The sequence below is a fragment of the Ornithinimicrobium cavernae genome, from assembly GCF_003121625.1.
GTDB classification, from domain to species: Bacteria; Actinomycetota; Actinomycetes; order Actinomycetales; family Dermatophilaceae; genus Ornithinicoccus; species Ornithinicoccus cavernae.
Genome location: NZ_QDDJ01000001.1, coordinates 16546 through 33287 on the forward strand (window position 1 = coordinate 16546; position 16742 = coordinate 33287).

The window sequence follows — 16742 nt, forward strand, 5'->3', positions numbered from 1 at the left end:
GTGTCCCGGGCCCGGGTCACCGGTCCTGCCCCGCCCGCGGCAGGATCAGCCCGACCATCATCGCCTCCAGCACCAGCAACGGCGAACCGTTGGCGATGAGACGTTGCCGCGCGAGACCGATCGTGTCGAGCGCCTGGAGCAGCTGCACCGCCGTGAAGGCGCGCGCCAGCTCGCGCAGGGCCTCCATCTCGGTGGCGTTGATCGCCTCGATGCCGGCTCCGGTGCCGAGCACCAGCGCGTCCCGGTAGACGGAGGTCAGGTCGGTGAGCGCGGCGTCGATCGTGTCGTGCTGCTGGCGGCGGGCCAGCCGCTTCTGACGCTCGTCGAACTCCTTGAGGTGCGTCCGTATGGCGGGCGGCTGGGTCCGCGCGGACGGGTCCGCCCCCAGCTGGCGCAGGAGCGCGGCCCGGGCCTCGTCGGCCTCCTCACCGGAGGCGCCGGCCGACCCCTCGACCGCGGAGGCGTGCAGCTCCTCGGCGGCGGCGAGCGCGGCGCTGAGGCCGGTCAGGCTGAGCGGGATCGAGGTCACCCGGTGGCGTCGGGACCGGGCCGTCTCGTCGCGGGCGAGCCGGCGGGCGATGCCGACGTGGGACTGGGCTGCGCGCGCGGCGTAGTGGGCCATCGCGGCATCGATCCCGTCCCGTCTCTGGAGCAGCTCCGCGACGTCGCCGACCGGGGGCGTCCGCAGCCGCATGTGGCGACAGCGCGAGCGGATCGTGACCAGGATGTCCTCCAGCGAGGGAGCGCACAGCATCCACACGGTGCGCGGTGGCGGCTCCTCCAGGGACTTCAGCAGCGCGTCGGCCGCCTGGTCGTTGAGCCGGTCAGCGTCCTCGATGATCAGCACGCGCCAGCGGCCCACGGTCGGCCGGGATCCCGCGGCGAGCGCGAGCTCGCGCGCACGCCCCACGCGGATGAAGGTCTCGGAGGTGGCCTCGACGATGAGGTCGGCGTGGCTGCCGGCCAGGACGGTCCGGCAGGCCTGGCACTCACCGCACCCCGGGGCCCCGGACCCCTCGCACTGCAGGGCCGCGGCGAAGGCACGCGCCGCCTTGGAGCGACCCGACCCGGGCGGGCCGGTGAACAGCCACGCGTGGGTCATCGCGGCCGGCGTGCTCGCGGCGTGCACGAGCTGCTCGGACAGCGGCGCCTGGCCCACCAGCTCGTCGAAGACGCTCACTGCGCCCGCCCCGCCGTCACTGCGGATCCCCTGAGACCGGGGTGGACTGCGGGTCCGGCGCCACCCGGACCAGAGCACTCAGGTCAGGCCGGCGGGCGGCCAGCTCACGGCATACGGCCGTATGCAGCCGGGCCGGGTCCTCGGCGCCGTCCAGGACCAGGTAGCGGGACGGCTCCCGCGCAGCCAGCTGCAGGTAGCCCTGCCGGACCGCGTCGTGAAAGGTGTCGGCCTCGCGCTCCAGCCGGTCGTGGACACCGGCCCGGCGTGCCCGCCCCTCCGCGGCGCTGACGTCGAGCAGCACGGTCAGGTCGGGCAGGAGCCCCTCGGTGGCCCAGAGGGACAGGTCGCGGACATCGTCATGGCTCAGGGCCCGGGCCACCCCCTGGTAGGCGATCGAGGAGTCCATGTAACGGTCCGTCAGGACGACCGCGCCCCGCTCGAGGGCGGGCCGGATGAGAGTGGCGACGTGGTGGGCCCGGTCGGCGGCGAACAGCAGCGCCTCGGCGCGTGGCGCAACGTGGTCACCGTGCAGCAGGACCTGCCGGATCGCGCCACCGAGCGCGGTGCCACCGGGCTCGCGCGTGAGCACCACCTCGCGGCCGAGCGCCTCGAGCGCCGTGCCGAGCAGGCGGGACTGGGTCGACTTGCCGGCTCCGTCGCCCCCCTCGAAGGCGACGAAGACACCAGGGTGCTGCGGCGTCGGGGAGGGCGGGGTGAGCGGCACACCGAGAGCCTAGGTGACCCGCCTGACAGTCGGACGCGCCACCCACAGGCTCCTCACTCGTCCAGGCCGCTGAGCGTCCCCTCGCCCTTCAGCGTGTCGAAGATCAGCGCGGTCTCGGCGTGCAGCACCCCGGGACGGTTGGTCAGGTGGTCCAGCACGAAGTCCCGCAGCGCGTCGGCCGACTCACAGGCCACGTGCACGAAGTAGTCGGTCGCCCCGCTCACGTGGAAGGCACCCAGCACCCCAGGCAGCTTGGGCACCTGCTCGCGGAAGTCCTCGAAGTGCGTGCGGCGGTGACCTCCGAAGCGGACCGCGATCATCGCCTGCACCGGGCGCCCCACCATGCTCGGGTCGATGTCCGCGTGGATGCCGCGGATCACGCCCCGCTCGCGCAGCTGGCGCACCCGCACCAGGCAGGTCGACTCCGCGACACCGACCTCGCGGGCCAGGGTCGCGTTGGGCATCCGGCCGTCCTTCTCCAGGAGCGCCACCAGTCGCTGGTCGATCCGGTCGAGCGGGGGGACGACCTCGGGGTGAACCATCTTCGCCATGGCACCAGACTAGACGGGTCCGACCGGAAGAAACAACAGTACGTGCTCCGTGACGACGCAGGATATGAGGCATGCTGGCGTCGCAGCCGCAGATCACACAGAATGGTGCCGAGCGGGCCGTGATCCGCACCAACCGTCGGCGGGCAACGAGGCACGCCGGAAGGAGAGGGAACAGCGCCATGTCGTTCGACACCGAGGCCGTGCACGCCGCACGCGAGGACCTGACCGCCCTGGGCGTCCACGTGCCGCCCATCGACCTGTCCACCACGTATCCGGTCGGTGAGGTGGACAGCGGGGGCGCGTCCTACGAGAACCTGGCCACCGGAGGCACTCCCTCCGCGGGTGACAGCCTGGTCTACCAGCGGCTGTGGAACCCGACCGTCGCCCGCCTCGAGGAGGCGCTGGCCCGGCTGGAGGGCACCGAGCAGGCCGTCGCGTTCGGCTCCGGCATGGCCGCGCTGTCCGCGATCCTGCTCGCCACGGTGTCCGCCGGCAAGCCGCACGTCGTCGCCGTCCGCCCGCTCTACGGCGGCTCCGACCACGTCCTGGCCACCGGGCTGCTCGGCACCCGGGTCACGTGGGCCGACCCCGACGGCATCGCCGCGGCGCTCGAGCCCGACACGGGCCTGGTGGTCGTGGAGACCCCGGCCAACCCGACGCTCGACCTGCTCGACCTGGCGGCCGTCAGCCGGCAGGCCGGCAGCATCCCGGTCGTCGTGGACAACACCTTCGCCACCCCGGTCCTGCAGCGTCCCGTCGAGCACGGCGCCACGATCGTCCTGCACTCGGCCACCAAGTTCCTCGGCGGGCACGGCGACGTCATGGCCGGGCTCGTGGCGACCGACGCCCGGTGGGCGGCCCGGATCCGCGGCGTGCGCGCCCTCACCGGAGGGCTGCTGCACCCGATGGCGGCCTACCAGGTGCACCGTGGCCTGCAGACCCTGCCGACCCGGGTGCGCGCCCAGCAGGACAACGCGCAGGTCGTGGCGCACTGGCTCGCCCGCCAGGACGGCGTCGTCCGGGTCTTCCACCCCAGCATCCAGGGGTGTGACCCCAAGGGGCTGGTCGGCCGGCAGATGAGCGGCTGCGGTGCGGTGCTCGCCTTCGAGGTGGCCTCGTTCGACGTGGCCGCCACGGTCGCGCAGTCGTGCCGCCTGATCACGCACGCGGTCTCGCTGGGCGGGGTCGACAGCCTCATCCAGCACCCCGCGTCGCTCACCCACCGGCCGGTCACGCCCGAGGCCCGTCCCGCTGCGTCCGTGCTGCGGCTGTCCGTGGGCCTGGAGGACCCGGGCGACATCGTCGCGGACCTGCGCCGGGCACTGGACCTGGCGAGCGAGCGGCACAGTGGACGGCCGGTGCCGGTCGTCCGCGACTGCGAGCGAGAGCCCGTCCACCAGCGCTGAGGCGCGGCGCCAGCAGGCCGGTGAACCATGACTCCTGCGGGCCGGTGAACCAGGACTCCTGCGGGCCGGTGAACCAGGAGACGACCGGGGACCCGGCCCGAGGCCCGTTCAGGCCGCCACACGGACTGGCAGTTCGCCCGAGCCCCACACGGGGCGGCGCCCACACCCCAGGTCAGCGCGATGCCGTCCGCAGGTGCGGCGACGAACTGCCAGTCCGTGTGGTGCCCGGACCCCAATGGGGCTCAGGGCCTGGGCGTTGAGGGACTCCCCTGCCCCCCCGTCGCCGGGAGGTCCTCAGCCCGTGGACTTCTTGGCGGCGGTCTTCTTCGCCGTGGTCTTCTTGGCCGCCGACTTGCGGGTGGTCGTCTTCTTGGCGGCCCGCTTGCGGGTCGTCGGCCCCTTGGCGCGCTTCTCCGCGAGCAGCTCGAAGCCGCGCTCGGGGGTCACCGTCTCGGGGTCGTCGTCCTTGCGGAGGGTCGCATTGGTCTCGCCGTCGGTGACGTAGGGGCCGAAGCGCCCCTCCTTCACCACCACCGGCTTGCCGCTGACGGGGTCGTTGCCGAGCTCCTTCAGCGGTGGTGCGGCCGCCGCGCGGCCCCGCTGCTTGGGCTGGGCATAGATCGCCAGCGCCTCCTCCAGCGTGATGTCGAACAGCTGGCTCTCGGTCGCCAGGGAGCGCGAGTCGGTGCCCTTCTTCAGGTAGGGACCGTAGCGACCGTTCTGGGCGGTGATCTCCTCACCGCTCTCCGGGTCGGCCCCGACCACGCGCGGCAGGCTCAGCAGCTGGAGCGCGGTCTCCAGGTCGATCGTGGCCAGGTCCATGTCCTTGAACAGGCTGGCGGTCCGCGGCCTGGCACGGGCGACCTTCTTGGTGGCCCGCTTGGCGGGCTTGGCCGGCGCCGGCGACCCGTCGCCGTCAGGAGCCGCGGCACCCGACGGCGTGGCGCCGGGCTCCGGGTCCTCCGGAAGCACCTCGGTGACGTAGGGCCCGTAGCGGCCGGCCCGGGCGATGATGTCGCGACCGGTCACCGGGTCCTGCCCGAGGACCCGCCCGTCGTCGGCGGCCGCCTCCAGCAGCTCCCGGCCCTTCTCCGGGGTCATCTCGTCGGGCGCGATGTCGTCGCCGATGGTCGCCCGACGCGGCTTCTCCTCACCGGAGGCGGTGTCCTCGACATAGGGGCCGTAGCGCCCGACACGGACGACGATCCCGTCACCGATCTCGATCGTCGAGACGCCGCGGGCGTCGATCTCACCCAGGTCCTGGACCAGGTCGCGCAGACCCTCCGCGCTGGCGGCCTGGTCACCGAAGTAGAACCGCTTCAGCCAGGCGACACGGTGCTCGTCGCCCAGGGCGATCCGGTCCAGGTCCTCCTCCATGGAGGCGGTGAAGTCGTAGTCGACCAGGCGGGCGAAGTGCTCCTCGAGCAGACGCGTGACCGCGAAGGCGAGCCACGTCGGGATCAGGGCCGTCCCCCGGGTGCGGACATAGCCGCGGTCCTGGATGGTGCCGACCGTCGCGGCATACGTCGAGGGGCGGCCGATGCCCTTCTCCTCCAGCGCCTTGACGAGCGTGGCCTCGGTGTAGCGGGCCGGCGGGGAGGTCTGGTGCCCCTGCGCGTCGGTGTCGATGACGTCGAGGGCCACGCCCTCGCTGAGTCGCGGCAGCCTGCGCTCCTGCTCCTCGGTGGGGCGGCCGTGGCGGTCCTCGTCGCGACCCTCCTCGTAGGCGGCGAGGAAGCCGCGGAAGGTGATCACCGTGCCGGAGGCGCTGAACTCCGCCTGCTGGGCGGCGTGCCCGGCGGGGAGGGTCGCCAGCAGCTTCACCGACGCGGTGGAGCCCTTGGCGTCGGCCATCTGCGAGGCGACCGTCCGCTTCCAGATGAGCTCGTAGAGGGCGTACTCCTGTCCGCGCAGCTCGCCCGCCACCTGGGCGGGGGTGCGGAAGGCGTCACCGGCGGGACGGATCGCCTCGTGGGCCTCCTGCGCGTTCTTGCTCTTCTTGCCGTAGCGCCGCGGGGCGTCCGGGACGAACTCGGCACCGTAGAGGTCGCGGGCCTGGGCCCGGGCGGCGCTGATCGCCGACTCCGACAGCGTGGTCGAGTCGGTGCGCATGTAGGTGATGTAGCCGTTCTCGTAGAGCCGCTGGGCGGTCCGCATCGTCGACTGCGCGTTGAGCCGGAGCTTGCGGCTGGCCTCCTGCTGCAGCGTCGAGGTGGTGAACGGCGCCGACGGGCGGCGGGTGTAGGGCTTCTCGCTGACCTCGCGGACGACGACGTCGGCCTCGCGGGTGCCCGCGGCGATGCTGGTCGCGCGCTCGGCGTCCAGGTGGGCCAGGCCCGCGGTCTTCAGCTGGCCCCGGTCGTCGAAGTCGCGGCCGGTGGCGACGCGGCTGCCGTCGACCCCGGTGAGCCGTGCCAGGAAGGACTGGCCGCTGTTGGTCTCGGGGGCGAACTGCCCCTCCACGTCCCAGTAGGACGCGGCCCGGAACGCCATCCGCTCCCGCTCCCGCTCCACGACCATGCGGGTCGCCACGGACTGCACCCGCCCCGCCGAGAGACCCTGGCGGACCTTGCGCCAGAGCACCGGGCTGACCTCGTAGCCGTAGAGCCGGTCCAGCACGCGCCGGGTCTCCTGGGCGTCGACCAGGTCGGTGTCCAGGTCCCGGGTGTCGTTGACGGCGCGCTGGATCGCCTCCTTGGTGATCTCGTGGAACACCATCCGCTTGACCGGGACCTTGGGCTGCAGCACCTCGAGCAGGTGCCACGCGATGGCCTCGCCCTCGCGGTCCTCATCAGTGGCCAGGTAGAGCTCGTCGGCGCCCTTGAGGGCCCGTTTGAGCTCGGCGACCTTCTTCTTCTTGTCCGCGTCGACGACGTAGTAGGGCTCGAAGTCGTCCTCGACATTGACGGCGAACTTGCCGTAGGGGCCCTTCTTCATCTCGGCCGGAAGCTCGCTGGGGTTGGGCAGGTCGCGGATGTGGCCGACGCTGGCGTCGACCTGGAACTCGGATCCGAGGAACTCGCCGATCTTCTTCGCCTTGGCGGGCGACTCGACGATGACCAACTTGTGACTCACGGGATGACCTCTCAGAACGTCTGCCCCCGCACGTGCCGCGGATTCGTCGCGACGTCGACGTCGAGGGGACGGCGTCACGGTAACCCATGCGCCTCCCGAGGAGCACACAGGTTCCACAGCGGCGGCCCGGCTACCCGCCCTTGCCGGCGAGCGCGTCCGGGGCGTCCAGCACCTGGCGGATGGTGTGCTCGGCGATGGCGGTGAACTCGGGGCTGCCGGCCGACAGGGCCAGGGAGTTGGCGGCATACAGCACGGCCCACCCGCGGGCGCGCTGCCACAGGGCCTCGTCCCGCCCGGCGAGCTGGGAGTAGCGCACGACGAAGCCGGCCCGCCCCTCCCAGTCGAACGTCTGCCACGCCGTGGCCAGGTCGGAGGCCGGGTCACCGCGCGTCAGGTCGCCGAAGTCGATCACGGCGGCGAGGACGCCGCGGTGCACCACGATGTTCAGCGGGTGCGGGTCGCCGTGGACCCAGCGGGGCGGTCCGTCATAGGTCGGGGCGGCGAGCGCTCGGTCCCACTGGGCCAGCAGCTCGTCGGTCCGCAGGTGCCCAGCTGCGGCGAGGCGTTCCCGGGTGATCTGGTCACGGACCGCCAGCGGCACGCCCCGGAACGGGCTGCGCGGAGCCTCCTCGGGGGCGGGCTGGTGCAGCTGGGCGGCGAACTGGGCCAACCGGCCGGCCCACCGGCCACGGGCGGCAACGGGACTGTGGGCGGCCGGGCGACCCTCCACCCACCGGCTGACCGACCAGGACCAGGGGAAGTATGCCGTGGGCCGGCCGTGCCGGACCGGCACCGGCACGCGCAGGTCGACCAGGCGGGCGATCTCCGGGAGCCACCGGTGCTCGTTGGCGACGAGCTCGGCGGCCAGCTGCCGTCTCGGCAGGCGCACCAGGAAGTGCTGCCCGAGCCGGAACAGCACGTTGTCCCAGCCCTCCCCCAGAGGGCTGAGCGGGCGGTCGGCCAGGTCGGGGTGCTGGTCGGCCAGGAGCCGCCGCACCAGCTGCAGGTCGATCTCCACCTCGGCCGCGGGTCCGGTGCTGGGGGTCACCCCGACACGGTAGCCACACTCCTTGCCGTTTCCTTGCCTGCCGGCCGACCGTGACTCTCCCGCTGTTCACGAGATGCTCTGCCGATGCGGTAGCGCTCGTCACGCGGCGTCGCTACGTTCGCACTCATGCGCATCGCACTCACCGCCATCGCCACGCTCTCCCTCGCCGCACCGCTCGCCCTGGCAGCGGTCGCCCAGGCCGACCCGGCCGATCCACCGCCGCACCAGGGCAACAACGGCAAGGGCTACCGCGCCACGGAGGTCATCGCGCACCGCGGCGCCTCCGGCTACCGTCCCGAGCACACGATTGGCGCCTACGAGCTGGCCATCGAGCAGTGCGCCGGCTACATCGAGCCCGACCTCGTCATGACCCTCGACGGGGTCCTGGTCGACCGTCACGAGAACGAGATCAGCGGCACGACCGATGTCGCCGAGCACCCGGAGTTCGCCGACCGCTACACGACCAAGGTGATCGACGGGCAGCCGCTGTCCGGGTGGTTCACCGAGGACTTCACCCTCGCCGAGCTCAAGACCCTCCGCGCCGTGGAGCGGCTGCCGGAGGTCCGACCCGGCAACACGGCATACGACGGCCTCTGGGACGTGCCGACGTTCGAGGAGGTCCTGCAGCTGGCATCCACGTCGACCACCTGCGACGGTGACCCGGTCGGCGTCGCCCCCGAGCTCAAGCACGGCACCTACTTCGACGGCATCGACCTGTCGATGGAGGAGCAGGTGGTCGAGCTGCTGCACGAGTACGGCTACGACACCCACCGTTCCCCGGCCGTGATCCAGAGCTTCGAGGTGGGCAACCTGCAGGAGCTCGACACGATGACCGACGTCCGGCTCGCCCAGCTGGTCAACTGCTCGGGCGCGCCCTACGACCAGGTGGCGGCCGGGACCGGCCTGACCTATGCCGACATGGTCACCCGCCAGGGGCTCAAGGACGTCGGGCAGTATGCCGACCAGGCCAGCTTCTGCAAGGACGTCATGATCCCCCGCAACCCCGACGGCACCCTCGGTGAGCCCACCTCCGTGATCAAGGACGCCCACCGCGCGCACCTGACCGTGGTCGGCTGGACCTTCCGTGCGGAGAACGCCTTCCTCCCGACCGAGTTCCGGTCCTCGGACGACCCGGCCGAGCTGGGCGACATGGTGGGCGAGGCCCGGGTGTTCCTCGACGCCGGCATGGACCAGCTGTTCACCGACCACCCCGACCTGGGGGTGGAGGCGGTCCAGAACCGCTGAGCCGGAGGCAGTCCAGAACTCGCTGACGCACGCCTGACGTCCGGGCCGCGCCCCACGGTCTCACCGACCGCGGAGCGCGGCCCGTTCTGTTGTGGTGAGCGTCACACCGGGCGAGGGAAGATTGTCACCACGGGACGCGCTGATGAGGTTTAGTTAATTCTTCAACTACCCCGGAGGTTCCGTCCCATGGACGTCGTCGTTCTCATCGCCCGCATCCTGTTTGTCGCGATCTTCCTCGCCTCGGGCATCGGCCACCTGAAGGCCACCGAGGCCATGGCGGGCTACGCCGCCTACAAGAAGGTGCCGGCGCCCAGGCTGAGCGTGATCGCCTCCGGCGTGCTGATGATCGTCGGCGCCGTGTCCGTGCTCTTCGGCATCTGGGGCGACCTGGGCTCGCTCCTGCTGATGGTGGCCATCGCCCCGATCCCGTTCCTGATGCACCGGTACTGGGCCGAGGAGGGCGAGGCCCGGATGAACGAGCAGGTCCAGTTCAACAAGACCGTCTCGCTGGTCGGCGGCGCGCTCGCCCTGTTCGCGCTGTTCGTGCTGGTCCCCGAGCTCGGGCTCACCGTCACCGAGCCGCTGTTCACCGTCTGATCCGCACCCCCGCCCCTGCCGACCGCGGCACCGACCCGAGCCTGGGCCGGTGCCGCGGTCGTCTGCGTCCGCGGGACGGTGTGCGCATCAGCGGGTGGGTCCGCGGGACGGTGTGCGCATCAGCGGGTGGGTCCGCGGGACGGTGTGCGCGTCAGCGGGTGGGTCCGTCAGCTGGTGCTCGCGAACTCGTCGTCCACGTCGACGACCGAGCCGGCGAACTGGCTCCGGTAGAGCCTCGCGTAGGCACCGCCGCGCTCCATGAGGGCCTCGTGCGAGCCCTGCTCGACGAGGGCGCCGTTCTCCATCACCAGGATCAGGTCCGCGTCCCGGATCGTGGACAGCCGGTGAGCGATGACGAAGCTGGTCCGGTCGCTGCGCAGCGCGGCCATCGCCTGCTGGAGCAGCAGCTCGGTGCGGGTGTCCACCGAGGAGGTGGCCTCGTCGAGGATCAGCAGTGCCGGGTCGGACAGGAACGCGCGGGCGATCGTGATCAGCTGCTTCTCGCCGGCACTGATGTTGCCGCCCTCGGAGTCGAGCACCGTGTCGTAGCCGTCCGGCAGGCTGCGGACGAACCGGTCGACGTAGGTCGCCTCGGCCGCCTGCACGATCTCGCCCTCGGTCGCGTCCGGACGGCCGTAGGCGATGTTGTCCCTGATCGTGCCCTGGAACAGCCACGTGTCCTGCAGCACCATGCCGATCCGGGAGCGCAACCCGTTGCGGGTCAGGTCGGTGATGTCCTGCCCGTCCAGGGTGATCCGGCCGCCGTCCAGCTCGTAGAAGCGCATGAGGAGGTTGACCAGCGTGGTCTTGCCCGCGCCGGTCGGCCCGACGATGGCCACCGTCTGACCCGGCTCGACGCTCAGGTCCAGGTCGTGGATCAGCGGCCGGTCGGGGTCGTAGGAGAAGGACACGTTCTCGAAGGCCACCCGGCCGTGGGGATCGTCCAGGGTCACCGGGCTGGTGGACTCGGCCTCCTGCTCCGGGGCGTCGAGCACCTCGAAGACCCGCTCGGCGGACGCGACGCCGGACTGCATCAGGTTGGCCATCGAGGCGACCTGGGTCAGCGGCTGGGTGAACTGGCGGGAGTACTGGATGAACGCCTGCACCTCCCCCAGGCTCATCGTGCCCGAGGCCACCCGCAGCCCGCCCAGCACCGCGATCACGACGTAGTTGAGGTTCCCCACGAACATCATCGTCGGCATGATGATGCCGGAGACGAACTGGGCGCCGAAGCCGGCCTGGTAGAGGTCGTTGTTGGCCCTGTCGAAGGTGCGGCGGCTCTGCTCCTGGCGGCCGAAGACCTTGATCAGCTCGTGGCCGGTGAAGGTCTCCTCGACGATGGCGTTGACCTCACCGGTGTGCTTCCACTGCCGCTTGAACTGCTTCTGTGCCCGGCTCCCGATCACGCCGGTGATGACCACCGACACCGGGATGGTCACCAGGGCCACCAGCGCGAGGGTCGGTGAGAGCACGAACATCATCACGACCATCGCCACCACCGTGAGCAGCGAGTTCAGCAGCTGGCTCAGCGTCTGCTGCAGGCTCTGCGCGACGTTGTCGATGTCGTTGGTGACGCGGCTCAGTACCTCGCCGCGCGGCTGCCGGTCGAAGTAGGGCAGCGGGAGCCGGTTGAGCTTGTCCTCGACGTCGCGGCGCAGGGCGAAGATCGTCCGGTTGACCACGATGACCAGCAGGCGGGCCTGGACCCAGGAGAACAGCGAGGCGACGAGGTAGATCCCCATCACCAGGACCAGCACCTCGGCGAGCGCACCGAAGTCGACCCCCTGCCCGGGGACGAGGTAGTCCATCGCGGCGATCATGTCGGCCAGGGTGTCCTCGCCGCGGGCGCGCAGCCCCTCGACGGCCTGGTCCTGCGTCACCCCGGACGGCATGGACCGGCCGAAGAACCCGGCGAAGATGATGTCCGTGGCACGGGCCAGGATGTAGGGGCCCACCGCGTTGAGGACCACGGCCACCGCGGTCAGCGCCACCACCGCGATGACGGCCGCACGGTCCGGCCGGAGTAGCCCCAGCAGCCGCCGCGCACTCTGGGCGAAGTTGGCCGGCTTCTCGACCGGGACCCCGAGACCGTGTCCGGGGCCCCCACCGGTGCGGGGCGGTCCGCGGCGGGCGGCGGCGGCCTTCTCCTCCTCGGACCTCACACCCTCGGCCATCAGGCCACCTCCGCCACGGCCTGGGACTCCACGATCTCCTGGTAGGTCGTGCACCCGGCGAGCAGCTCCTCGTGCGTGCCGACCCCGACCACCCGGCCGTCCTCCAGCACGACGATCTGGTCGGCCCCGATGATCGTCGAGACCCGCTGGGCCACCACGATCACCGCCGCGTCCCCGGTCTCCGGCTCGAGCGCCGCCCGCAGCCTCCGGTCCGTCATCAGGTCCAGGGCCGAGAACGAGTCGTCGAACAGGTAGATGTCGGGCCGGCGCACCAGGGCCCGCGCGATCGCGAGGCGCTGCCGCTGGCCGCCGGAGACGTTGCTCCCGCCCTGGGCGATCGCGGAGTCCAGCCCCTCGGGCATGGAGCGCACGAACTCGCTGCCCTGCGCGGTCCGCAGCGCCTCCCAGAGCCGCTCCGGCGTGGCGTCGGGGTCCCCGTAGCGCAGGTTGTCGGCCACCGAACCGGTGAACAGGTAGGGCTTCTGCGGGACCAGGCCGACCCGGCGCCATACCTCGGCCAGCTCAGCGTCCCGCACGTCCACACCGCCCATGAGGACCGCCCCACCGGTCACGTCGTAGAGCCGCGGGACGAGGTTGACCAGGGTGGTCTTGCCGGAGCCGGTGGAGCCGATGATCGCCGTGGTCTGGCCGGGGTGGGCCGTGAAGCTCACGCCCTGCAGCACCGGCACCTCGGCACCGGGGTAGGAGAAGTCGACATCCCGGAACTCGATGCTCACCGGCCCCTCGGGGATGCGCACCGGGCTGGTCGTCTCCACCACCGTGGACTCCGTGTCGAGGACCTCCACGATCCGGCCTGCCGACACCTCGGCGCGCGGGATCATCGTCGACATGAAGGTCGCCATCATGACCGACATGAGCACGAAGATGAGGTACTGCATGAACGCGGTCAGCGCACCGACCTCCATCTGACCGGCGTCGACCCGGAAGGCGCCGAACCAGAGCACCGCGATCGTCGAGGCGTTGAAGATCAGCATCACCAGCGGGAAGACCAGCGCCATGAGCTTGCCGACGGCGACCGCTGTGCCGGTGTACTGCGTGTTGGCCTCGGCGAAGCGCGCGCGCTCGTGCTCCTCGCGGACGAACGCGCGGACCACCCGGATGCCGGTGATCTGCTCGCGCAGCACCCGGTTGACCCAGTCGATCGACGTCTGCATCAGCGAGAACTGCGGGACCATCCGGCGGATGATGAGGCCGACCACCAGGGCCAGCAGGGGCACCGCGACCGCCATCAGCCAGGACAGGCCGACGTCCTCCCGCAGGGCCATGACGACGCCGCCGACCATCATGATCGGGACGCCGACCATCAGCGTGAGCCCCATGAACAGGACGTTCTGCACCTGGGTGACGTCGTTGGTGGAGCGCGAGATCAGGGTCGGCGCGCCGAACCGCCCGACCTCCTGGGCGCTGAACACCGCGACCTGGTCGAAGACCGAGCCCCGGACGTCGCGGCCCACCGACGCCGACGTCCGCGACGCGAGGTAGGTCGCGGCGACCGTGACCGCGACCTGCAGTAACGAGACGGCGAGCATGATCGCACCGAGGCGCAGGATCGGACCGGTCTGCCCCAGCGCGACCCCCTCGTCGATGATCCGCCCGTTGAGGGTGGGCAGGTACAGCGAGGCGATCGTCCCGGCCAGCTGCAGCACGAGCAGCACCGCGACGAGCCCGCGGTAGGGCAGCAGGTGCGCCCTCACGAGGCGGATGAGCATCAGTCGGCCCTCCTGGTGCCGTCCAGCAGCACCTCGACGATGGTCTGCGGGGACAGGATGTGTCCCTGGGTCAGGACGGGGTGGCTCCCGGAGAACGTCAGCAGCCGGATCAGCTCGACGAGCTCCTCGGCCGGGACCCGCAGCTGACCGGCGTCGGCCCCGACCACCGCAGCGAGCTGGTCGACCACCTGCCGGTGCCACGCGTCGTGGTCCTTCACGGACGTCGCGGTGTCCGCGGTCCCGCTCGGCCGCTCGGGCGGGTGCACCATCCCCATGGCCTCCATCAGGCCGAACACCTCGGTGTAGCGGGCCTGGAGGATGGTCGTGGCCTCGACGAGCCGCTCTCGCAACCCGAGCGACCGGTCGACCTCCCCGAGACCGGCCAGCAGGGGCGCCACGTCGAACGCCTGCTCCAGGGCGGCGGACACGAGGTCCTCCTTCGAGCGGAACACCCGGAACAGCGTGCCCTCGGCCACCCCGGCCGCCTCGGCGAGCTCACGCGTGGTCGCGGCCTGGCCCCGCTCCCGCAGGACACCGAGGGCGGCACGGACGATGCCCGCGCGGCGCTGGTCGGGCGGCAGCGCCGGCGCGCGGGGTGACATGGTTCACATCCTAGGAGGAGTGAGCACTCACTCACATGCGTTCACCGTGGACCCAGACTCGGTGCGTACTCTGACGAGCTGCCCTGTCCCCGCCAGGAGGCCGCCCTTGACGTTCCGCACCCTGCTCCGCCCCGCCCTGCCGCTGCTGGCCCTCGGCCTGCTCGCCGCCTGCTCCGGCGCCCCGGACAGCGCCGCACCGCAGGTCCTCGCCGACACCGGCCCGAGCGCCACCAGCCCCGCCGGCCCGGGCTCCGCCAGCCCGTCCGGCCCGTCCGGCCCCCCGGACGATGCGGCTCGCTCCACCGGGCCCCGGGAGGTCACCTCGCGGGTGCAGCCCGACGGGACGATCCTCGTCAAGGGCTCCCAGGCGTCCTTCCTCATGCCCTCCCGGAACGTGGCGTGCGTCCTCCAGCCCGACCACGTGGTCTGCCAGATCGACGGCAAGCAGTACTCCGCCGGGCAGGCCGACATCAACCCGGAGGCCTTCCAGGGCTGTGACCCGCGACGCGCCGACGCCATGTCCGTGGGCGGCGGTGCCGACCCGTCCTGGGCGTGCCTGCCCTACGACATCCGGCCCGGCACGGACGTCGCGGCCGGCGGTGCGTGGGCGGGACCCGGGGTCGGTGCCACGGACACCCTGGACGGTCGGACGGTCGCGCTGCTGCCCTACGGCAGCACACTTCGGCTGGGGAACGTCTCCTGCACCAGTGACCGGCTCGGCGTGGACTGCACCGACCTCACGACCGGGCGGGGCTTCCAGCTCGCGCGGGAGACCTACACCACCCACTGACCCGAGCCACCCCTGCCCGTGGCGGTGGCCGCGGGGTCACTCCCAGCGGGCGTTCCCCTCTCGCGGGTCTGGCGCAGGACTCGACCCTCAGCGCAGTATGCCGTCGGCCACCAGGGCGCGCAGCGTCACCAGGGCCCCGGGTCGCAGGTCCTCGACGCGCTGCTCGGTGAGCACCGCGATGCCCCCGAGAATCTGCTCCGCCGTGAGGTCGCCGTCGCAGGCGCCCACCAGGCCGGCCCCGACCGTGTCGAGACGGACGGTGCGGCCCAGCCCACCGCCCTGGCGGAGCCGGATCACCATCGGGTCCGGCTCGCCGGGACGGCCGATCCGCTCCTCGGTGACGTCGTCGGCCACCGACCACGCCACCGCCAGCAGCTCCTCGTCGGTGTGCTCGGCGAGCCACGTCCGGGCCCGCAGACCAGCCAGCACCGCCGGGCCGGCCGGCTGGGCCACCGGCCCCACGACCTCCTCGAGGTCCCGGAAGGGCGGCCGGTCGGTCAGGGGTCGCTGCAGCGTGACGATGCCGAACCCGACCCGCTCGATGCCGCGCGCCGCGAAGTCGTCCAGCCAGGCGGCATACAGGTCGGTGAACTCCGCCGTCCCCGGCCGGTGACCGCCGTCGCGGACCCAGGTCTCGGCATACTCGGCCACGTCCTGGGACTCCCGCTGGACCACCCAGGCGTCCAGGCCGGTGTCGGCCAGCCAGCCCCCGACCCGCGCCGTCCACTCCTCACCGCGGCGGAGCTCCCAGTTGCCCGGCAGCTGGGCGATCCCACCGGGGGCGAGGACACCGGGCAGGCCGCGCACCAGGTCGGCCACGATCGCATCGCCGGCCGCCCCGCCGTCGCGGTACTCGAAGAGCGGGACCCCCTCGCGGCGCGGCGTGATGACGAACGGTGGGTTGGACACCACGAGGTCGAACCGCTCCCCGGCGACCGGCTCCAGCAGGGACCCGGCGCGCAGGTCCAGCTCCAGGTCGTTGAGGGCCGCGGTGAACCGCGCGTAGCCCAGCGCGCGGTGGGACAGGTCGGTGGCCACGACCTCGTCGCAGTGACCCGTCAGGTGCAGCGCCTGCACGCCGCACCCGGTGCCCAGGTCGAGGGCACGAGCGACCTGCGGGCGGGGCGTCCAGGAGGCGAGCGTCGTGGAGGCGCCACCGATGCCCAGCACGTGGTCGGTCGGAAGGGCGCCTCCCAGGGCCAGCTCCGAGAGGTCCGAGGCGACCCACCAGTCGTGCCGGTCGTCACCGTAGGGCCGCAGGTCACAGGTGCCCCGCACCTCCGCCGCGGCCCCTTCGCCGGTGGGCACGACGAGCCCCAGGGCCAGCAGCCCCTCGAGACCCGTCCGGGGCAGGGCATCGACCAGCTCGGCGGCCGGCACCGGCAGGCCCAGGACCAGGAGCCGGACCAGCAGGGCGGCCGGCGCCCTGCTGGCCTCCAGCACTCGCTGGGCCGGCAGGGGCTGGTCGCGGTGCAGGGCCGCCGAGGCGAGCGGCCCGAGCAGCTCGGTCAGGCCCTCGGAGGTGTAGCCGACCTCACCCAGGTCGGCCCGCAGGTCGGCGAGCTGGTCAGCGGTGCCCGAGGGCACGGCATACCGGCTGCTCACGGTCACCACTCCCAC

13 protein-coding genes are annotated in these 16742 nt (G+C 72.2%); 4 read left to right on the forward strand and 9 right to left on the reverse strand.

What is annotated here, in order from left to right:
- Positions 1-16: 16 nt before the first annotated feature.
- The 3 genes from DA085_RS00085 to DA085_RS00095 are packed head-to-tail and all read right to left on the reverse strand — an operon-like array spanning position 17 to position 2455.
- Positions 17-1180 (reverse strand): DNA polymerase III subunit delta', encoded by a 1164-nt coding sequence (locus tag DA085_RS00085; RefSeq protein ID WP_109470906.1) that lies wholly within the window; start codon positions 1178-1180, stop codon positions 17-19.
- 16 nt (positions 1181-1196) lie between these two features.
- A complete protein-coding gene (gene tmk, locus DA085_RS00090; protein ID WP_109470907.1) occupies positions 1197-1904 on the reverse strand; it encodes a dTMP kinase in 708 nt (235 codons plus the stop codon).
- 53 nt (positions 1905-1957) lie between these two features.
- Positions 1958-2455 (reverse strand): Lrp/AsnC family transcriptional regulator, encoded by a 498-nt coding sequence (locus tag DA085_RS00095; RefSeq protein WP_237565225.1) that lies wholly within the window; start codon positions 2453-2455, stop codon positions 1958-1960.
- 179 nt (positions 2456-2634) lie between these two features.
- Between DA085_RS00095 and DA085_RS00100 the strand changes: the two genes are divergently transcribed.
- Entirely contained in the window at positions 2635-3861 is a 1227-nt protein-coding gene (locus tag DA085_RS00100; RefSeq protein ID WP_109470908.1) for a trans-sulfuration enzyme family protein, read from the forward strand.
- 294 nt (positions 3862-4155) lie between these two features.
- Here DA085_RS00100 and topA read toward each other — a convergent pair whose 3' ends face one another.
- Together topA and DA085_RS00110 are read right to left on the reverse strand one after the other, a co-directional pair.
- Positions 4156-6936: a type I DNA topoisomerase gene (topA, locus tag DA085_RS00105; RefSeq protein WP_237565226.1), complete on the reverse strand. Its 2781-nt coding sequence runs from the start codon at positions 6934-6936 to the stop codon at positions 4156-4158.
- A 130-nt stretch (positions 6937-7066) separates the two neighbouring features.
- Positions 7067-7984, reverse strand: coding sequence for an aminoglycoside phosphotransferase family protein (locus DA085_RS00110; RefSeq protein ID WP_202619050.1), 918 nt, complete (start codon positions 7982-7984; stop codon positions 7067-7069).
- 126 nt (positions 7985-8110) lie between these two features.
- Between DA085_RS00110 and DA085_RS00115 the strand changes: the two genes are divergently transcribed.
- Positions 8111-9229 carry a glycerophosphodiester phosphodiesterase gene (locus DA085_RS00115; RefSeq protein ID WP_109470910.1) on the forward strand — a complete coding sequence of 373 codons (1119 nt, stop codon included), beginning with the start codon at positions 8111-8113 and terminating at the stop codon, positions 9227-9229.
- Between the two features lie 186 nt (positions 9230-9415).
- On the forward strand, positions 9416-9826 hold the full coding sequence (locus DA085_RS00120) for a DoxX family protein (RefSeq protein ID WP_109470911.1): 411 nt from the start codon (positions 9416-9418) through the stop codon (positions 9824-9826).
- A 167-nt stretch (positions 9827-9993) separates the two neighbouring features.
- Here DA085_RS00120 and DA085_RS00125 read toward each other — a convergent pair whose 3' ends face one another.
- The 3 genes from DA085_RS00125 to DA085_RS00135 are packed head-to-tail and all read right to left on the reverse strand — an operon-like array spanning position 9994 to position 14332.
- Positions 9994-12000 (reverse strand): ABC transporter ATP-binding protein, encoded by a 2007-nt coding sequence (locus DA085_RS00125; protein ID WP_109470912.1) that lies wholly within the window; start codon positions 11998-12000, stop codon positions 9994-9996.
- A complete protein-coding gene (locus DA085_RS00130) occupies positions 12000-13730 on the reverse strand; it encodes an ABC transporter ATP-binding protein (protein WP_109470913.1) in 1731 nt (576 codons plus the stop codon). Before DA085_RS00130 ends, DA085_RS00125 begins: the two co-directional genes overlap by 1 nt.
- On the reverse strand, positions 13730-14332 hold the full coding sequence (locus DA085_RS00135; RefSeq protein WP_109470914.1) for a TetR/AcrR family transcriptional regulator: 603 nt from the start codon (positions 14330-14332) through the stop codon (positions 13730-13732). Before DA085_RS00135 ends, DA085_RS00130 begins: the two co-directional genes overlap by 1 nt.
- 106 nt (positions 14333-14438) lie before the next feature.
- Between DA085_RS00135 and DA085_RS00140 the strand changes: the two genes are divergently transcribed.
- Positions 14439-15122 (forward strand): hypothetical protein, encoded by a 684-nt coding sequence (locus DA085_RS00140; protein WP_109470915.1) that lies wholly within the window; start codon positions 14439-14441, stop codon positions 15120-15122.
- Positions 15123-15209: 87 nt separating this feature from the next.
- On the opposite strand, the gene DA085_RS00145 is transcribed toward DA085_RS00140, so the two are convergent.
- Positions 15210-16733: a DUF7059 domain-containing protein gene (locus DA085_RS00145; protein ID WP_237565227.1), complete on the reverse strand. Its 1524-nt coding sequence runs from the start codon at positions 16731-16733 to the stop codon at positions 15210-15212.
- Positions 16734-16742: the final 9 nt, after the last annotated feature.

Bases quoted from the DNA above. Each gene is read 5' to 3' on its own strand.
- DA085_RS00095 (WP_237565225.1), bottom strand. From the start codon at position 2,455: ATGGCGAAGATGGTTCACCCCGAGGTCGTCCCCCCGCTCGACCGGATC.
- DA085_RS00100 (WP_109470908.1), top strand. From the start codon at position 2,635: ATGTCGTTCGACACCGAGGCCGTGCACGCCGCACGCGAGGACCTGACC.
- DA085_RS00115 (WP_109470910.1), top strand. From the start codon at position 8,111: ATGCGCATCGCACTCACCGCCATCGCCACGCTCTCCCTCGCCGCACCG.
- DA085_RS00120 (WP_109470911.1), top strand. From the start codon at position 9,416: ATGGACGTCGTCGTTCTCATCGCCCGCATCCTGTTTGTCGCGATCTTC.
- DA085_RS00125 (WP_109470912.1), bottom strand. From the start codon at position 12,000: ATGGCCGAGGGTGTGAGGTCCGAGGAGGAGAAGGCCGCCGCCGCCCGC.
- DA085_RS00130 (WP_109470913.1), bottom strand. From the start codon at position 13,730: ATGCTCATCCGCCTCGTGAGGGCGCACCTGCTGCCCTACCGCGGGCTC.
- DA085_RS00135 (WP_109470914.1), bottom strand. From the start codon at position 14,332: ATGTCACCCCGCGCGCCGGCGCTGCCGCCCGACCAGCGCCGCGCGGGC.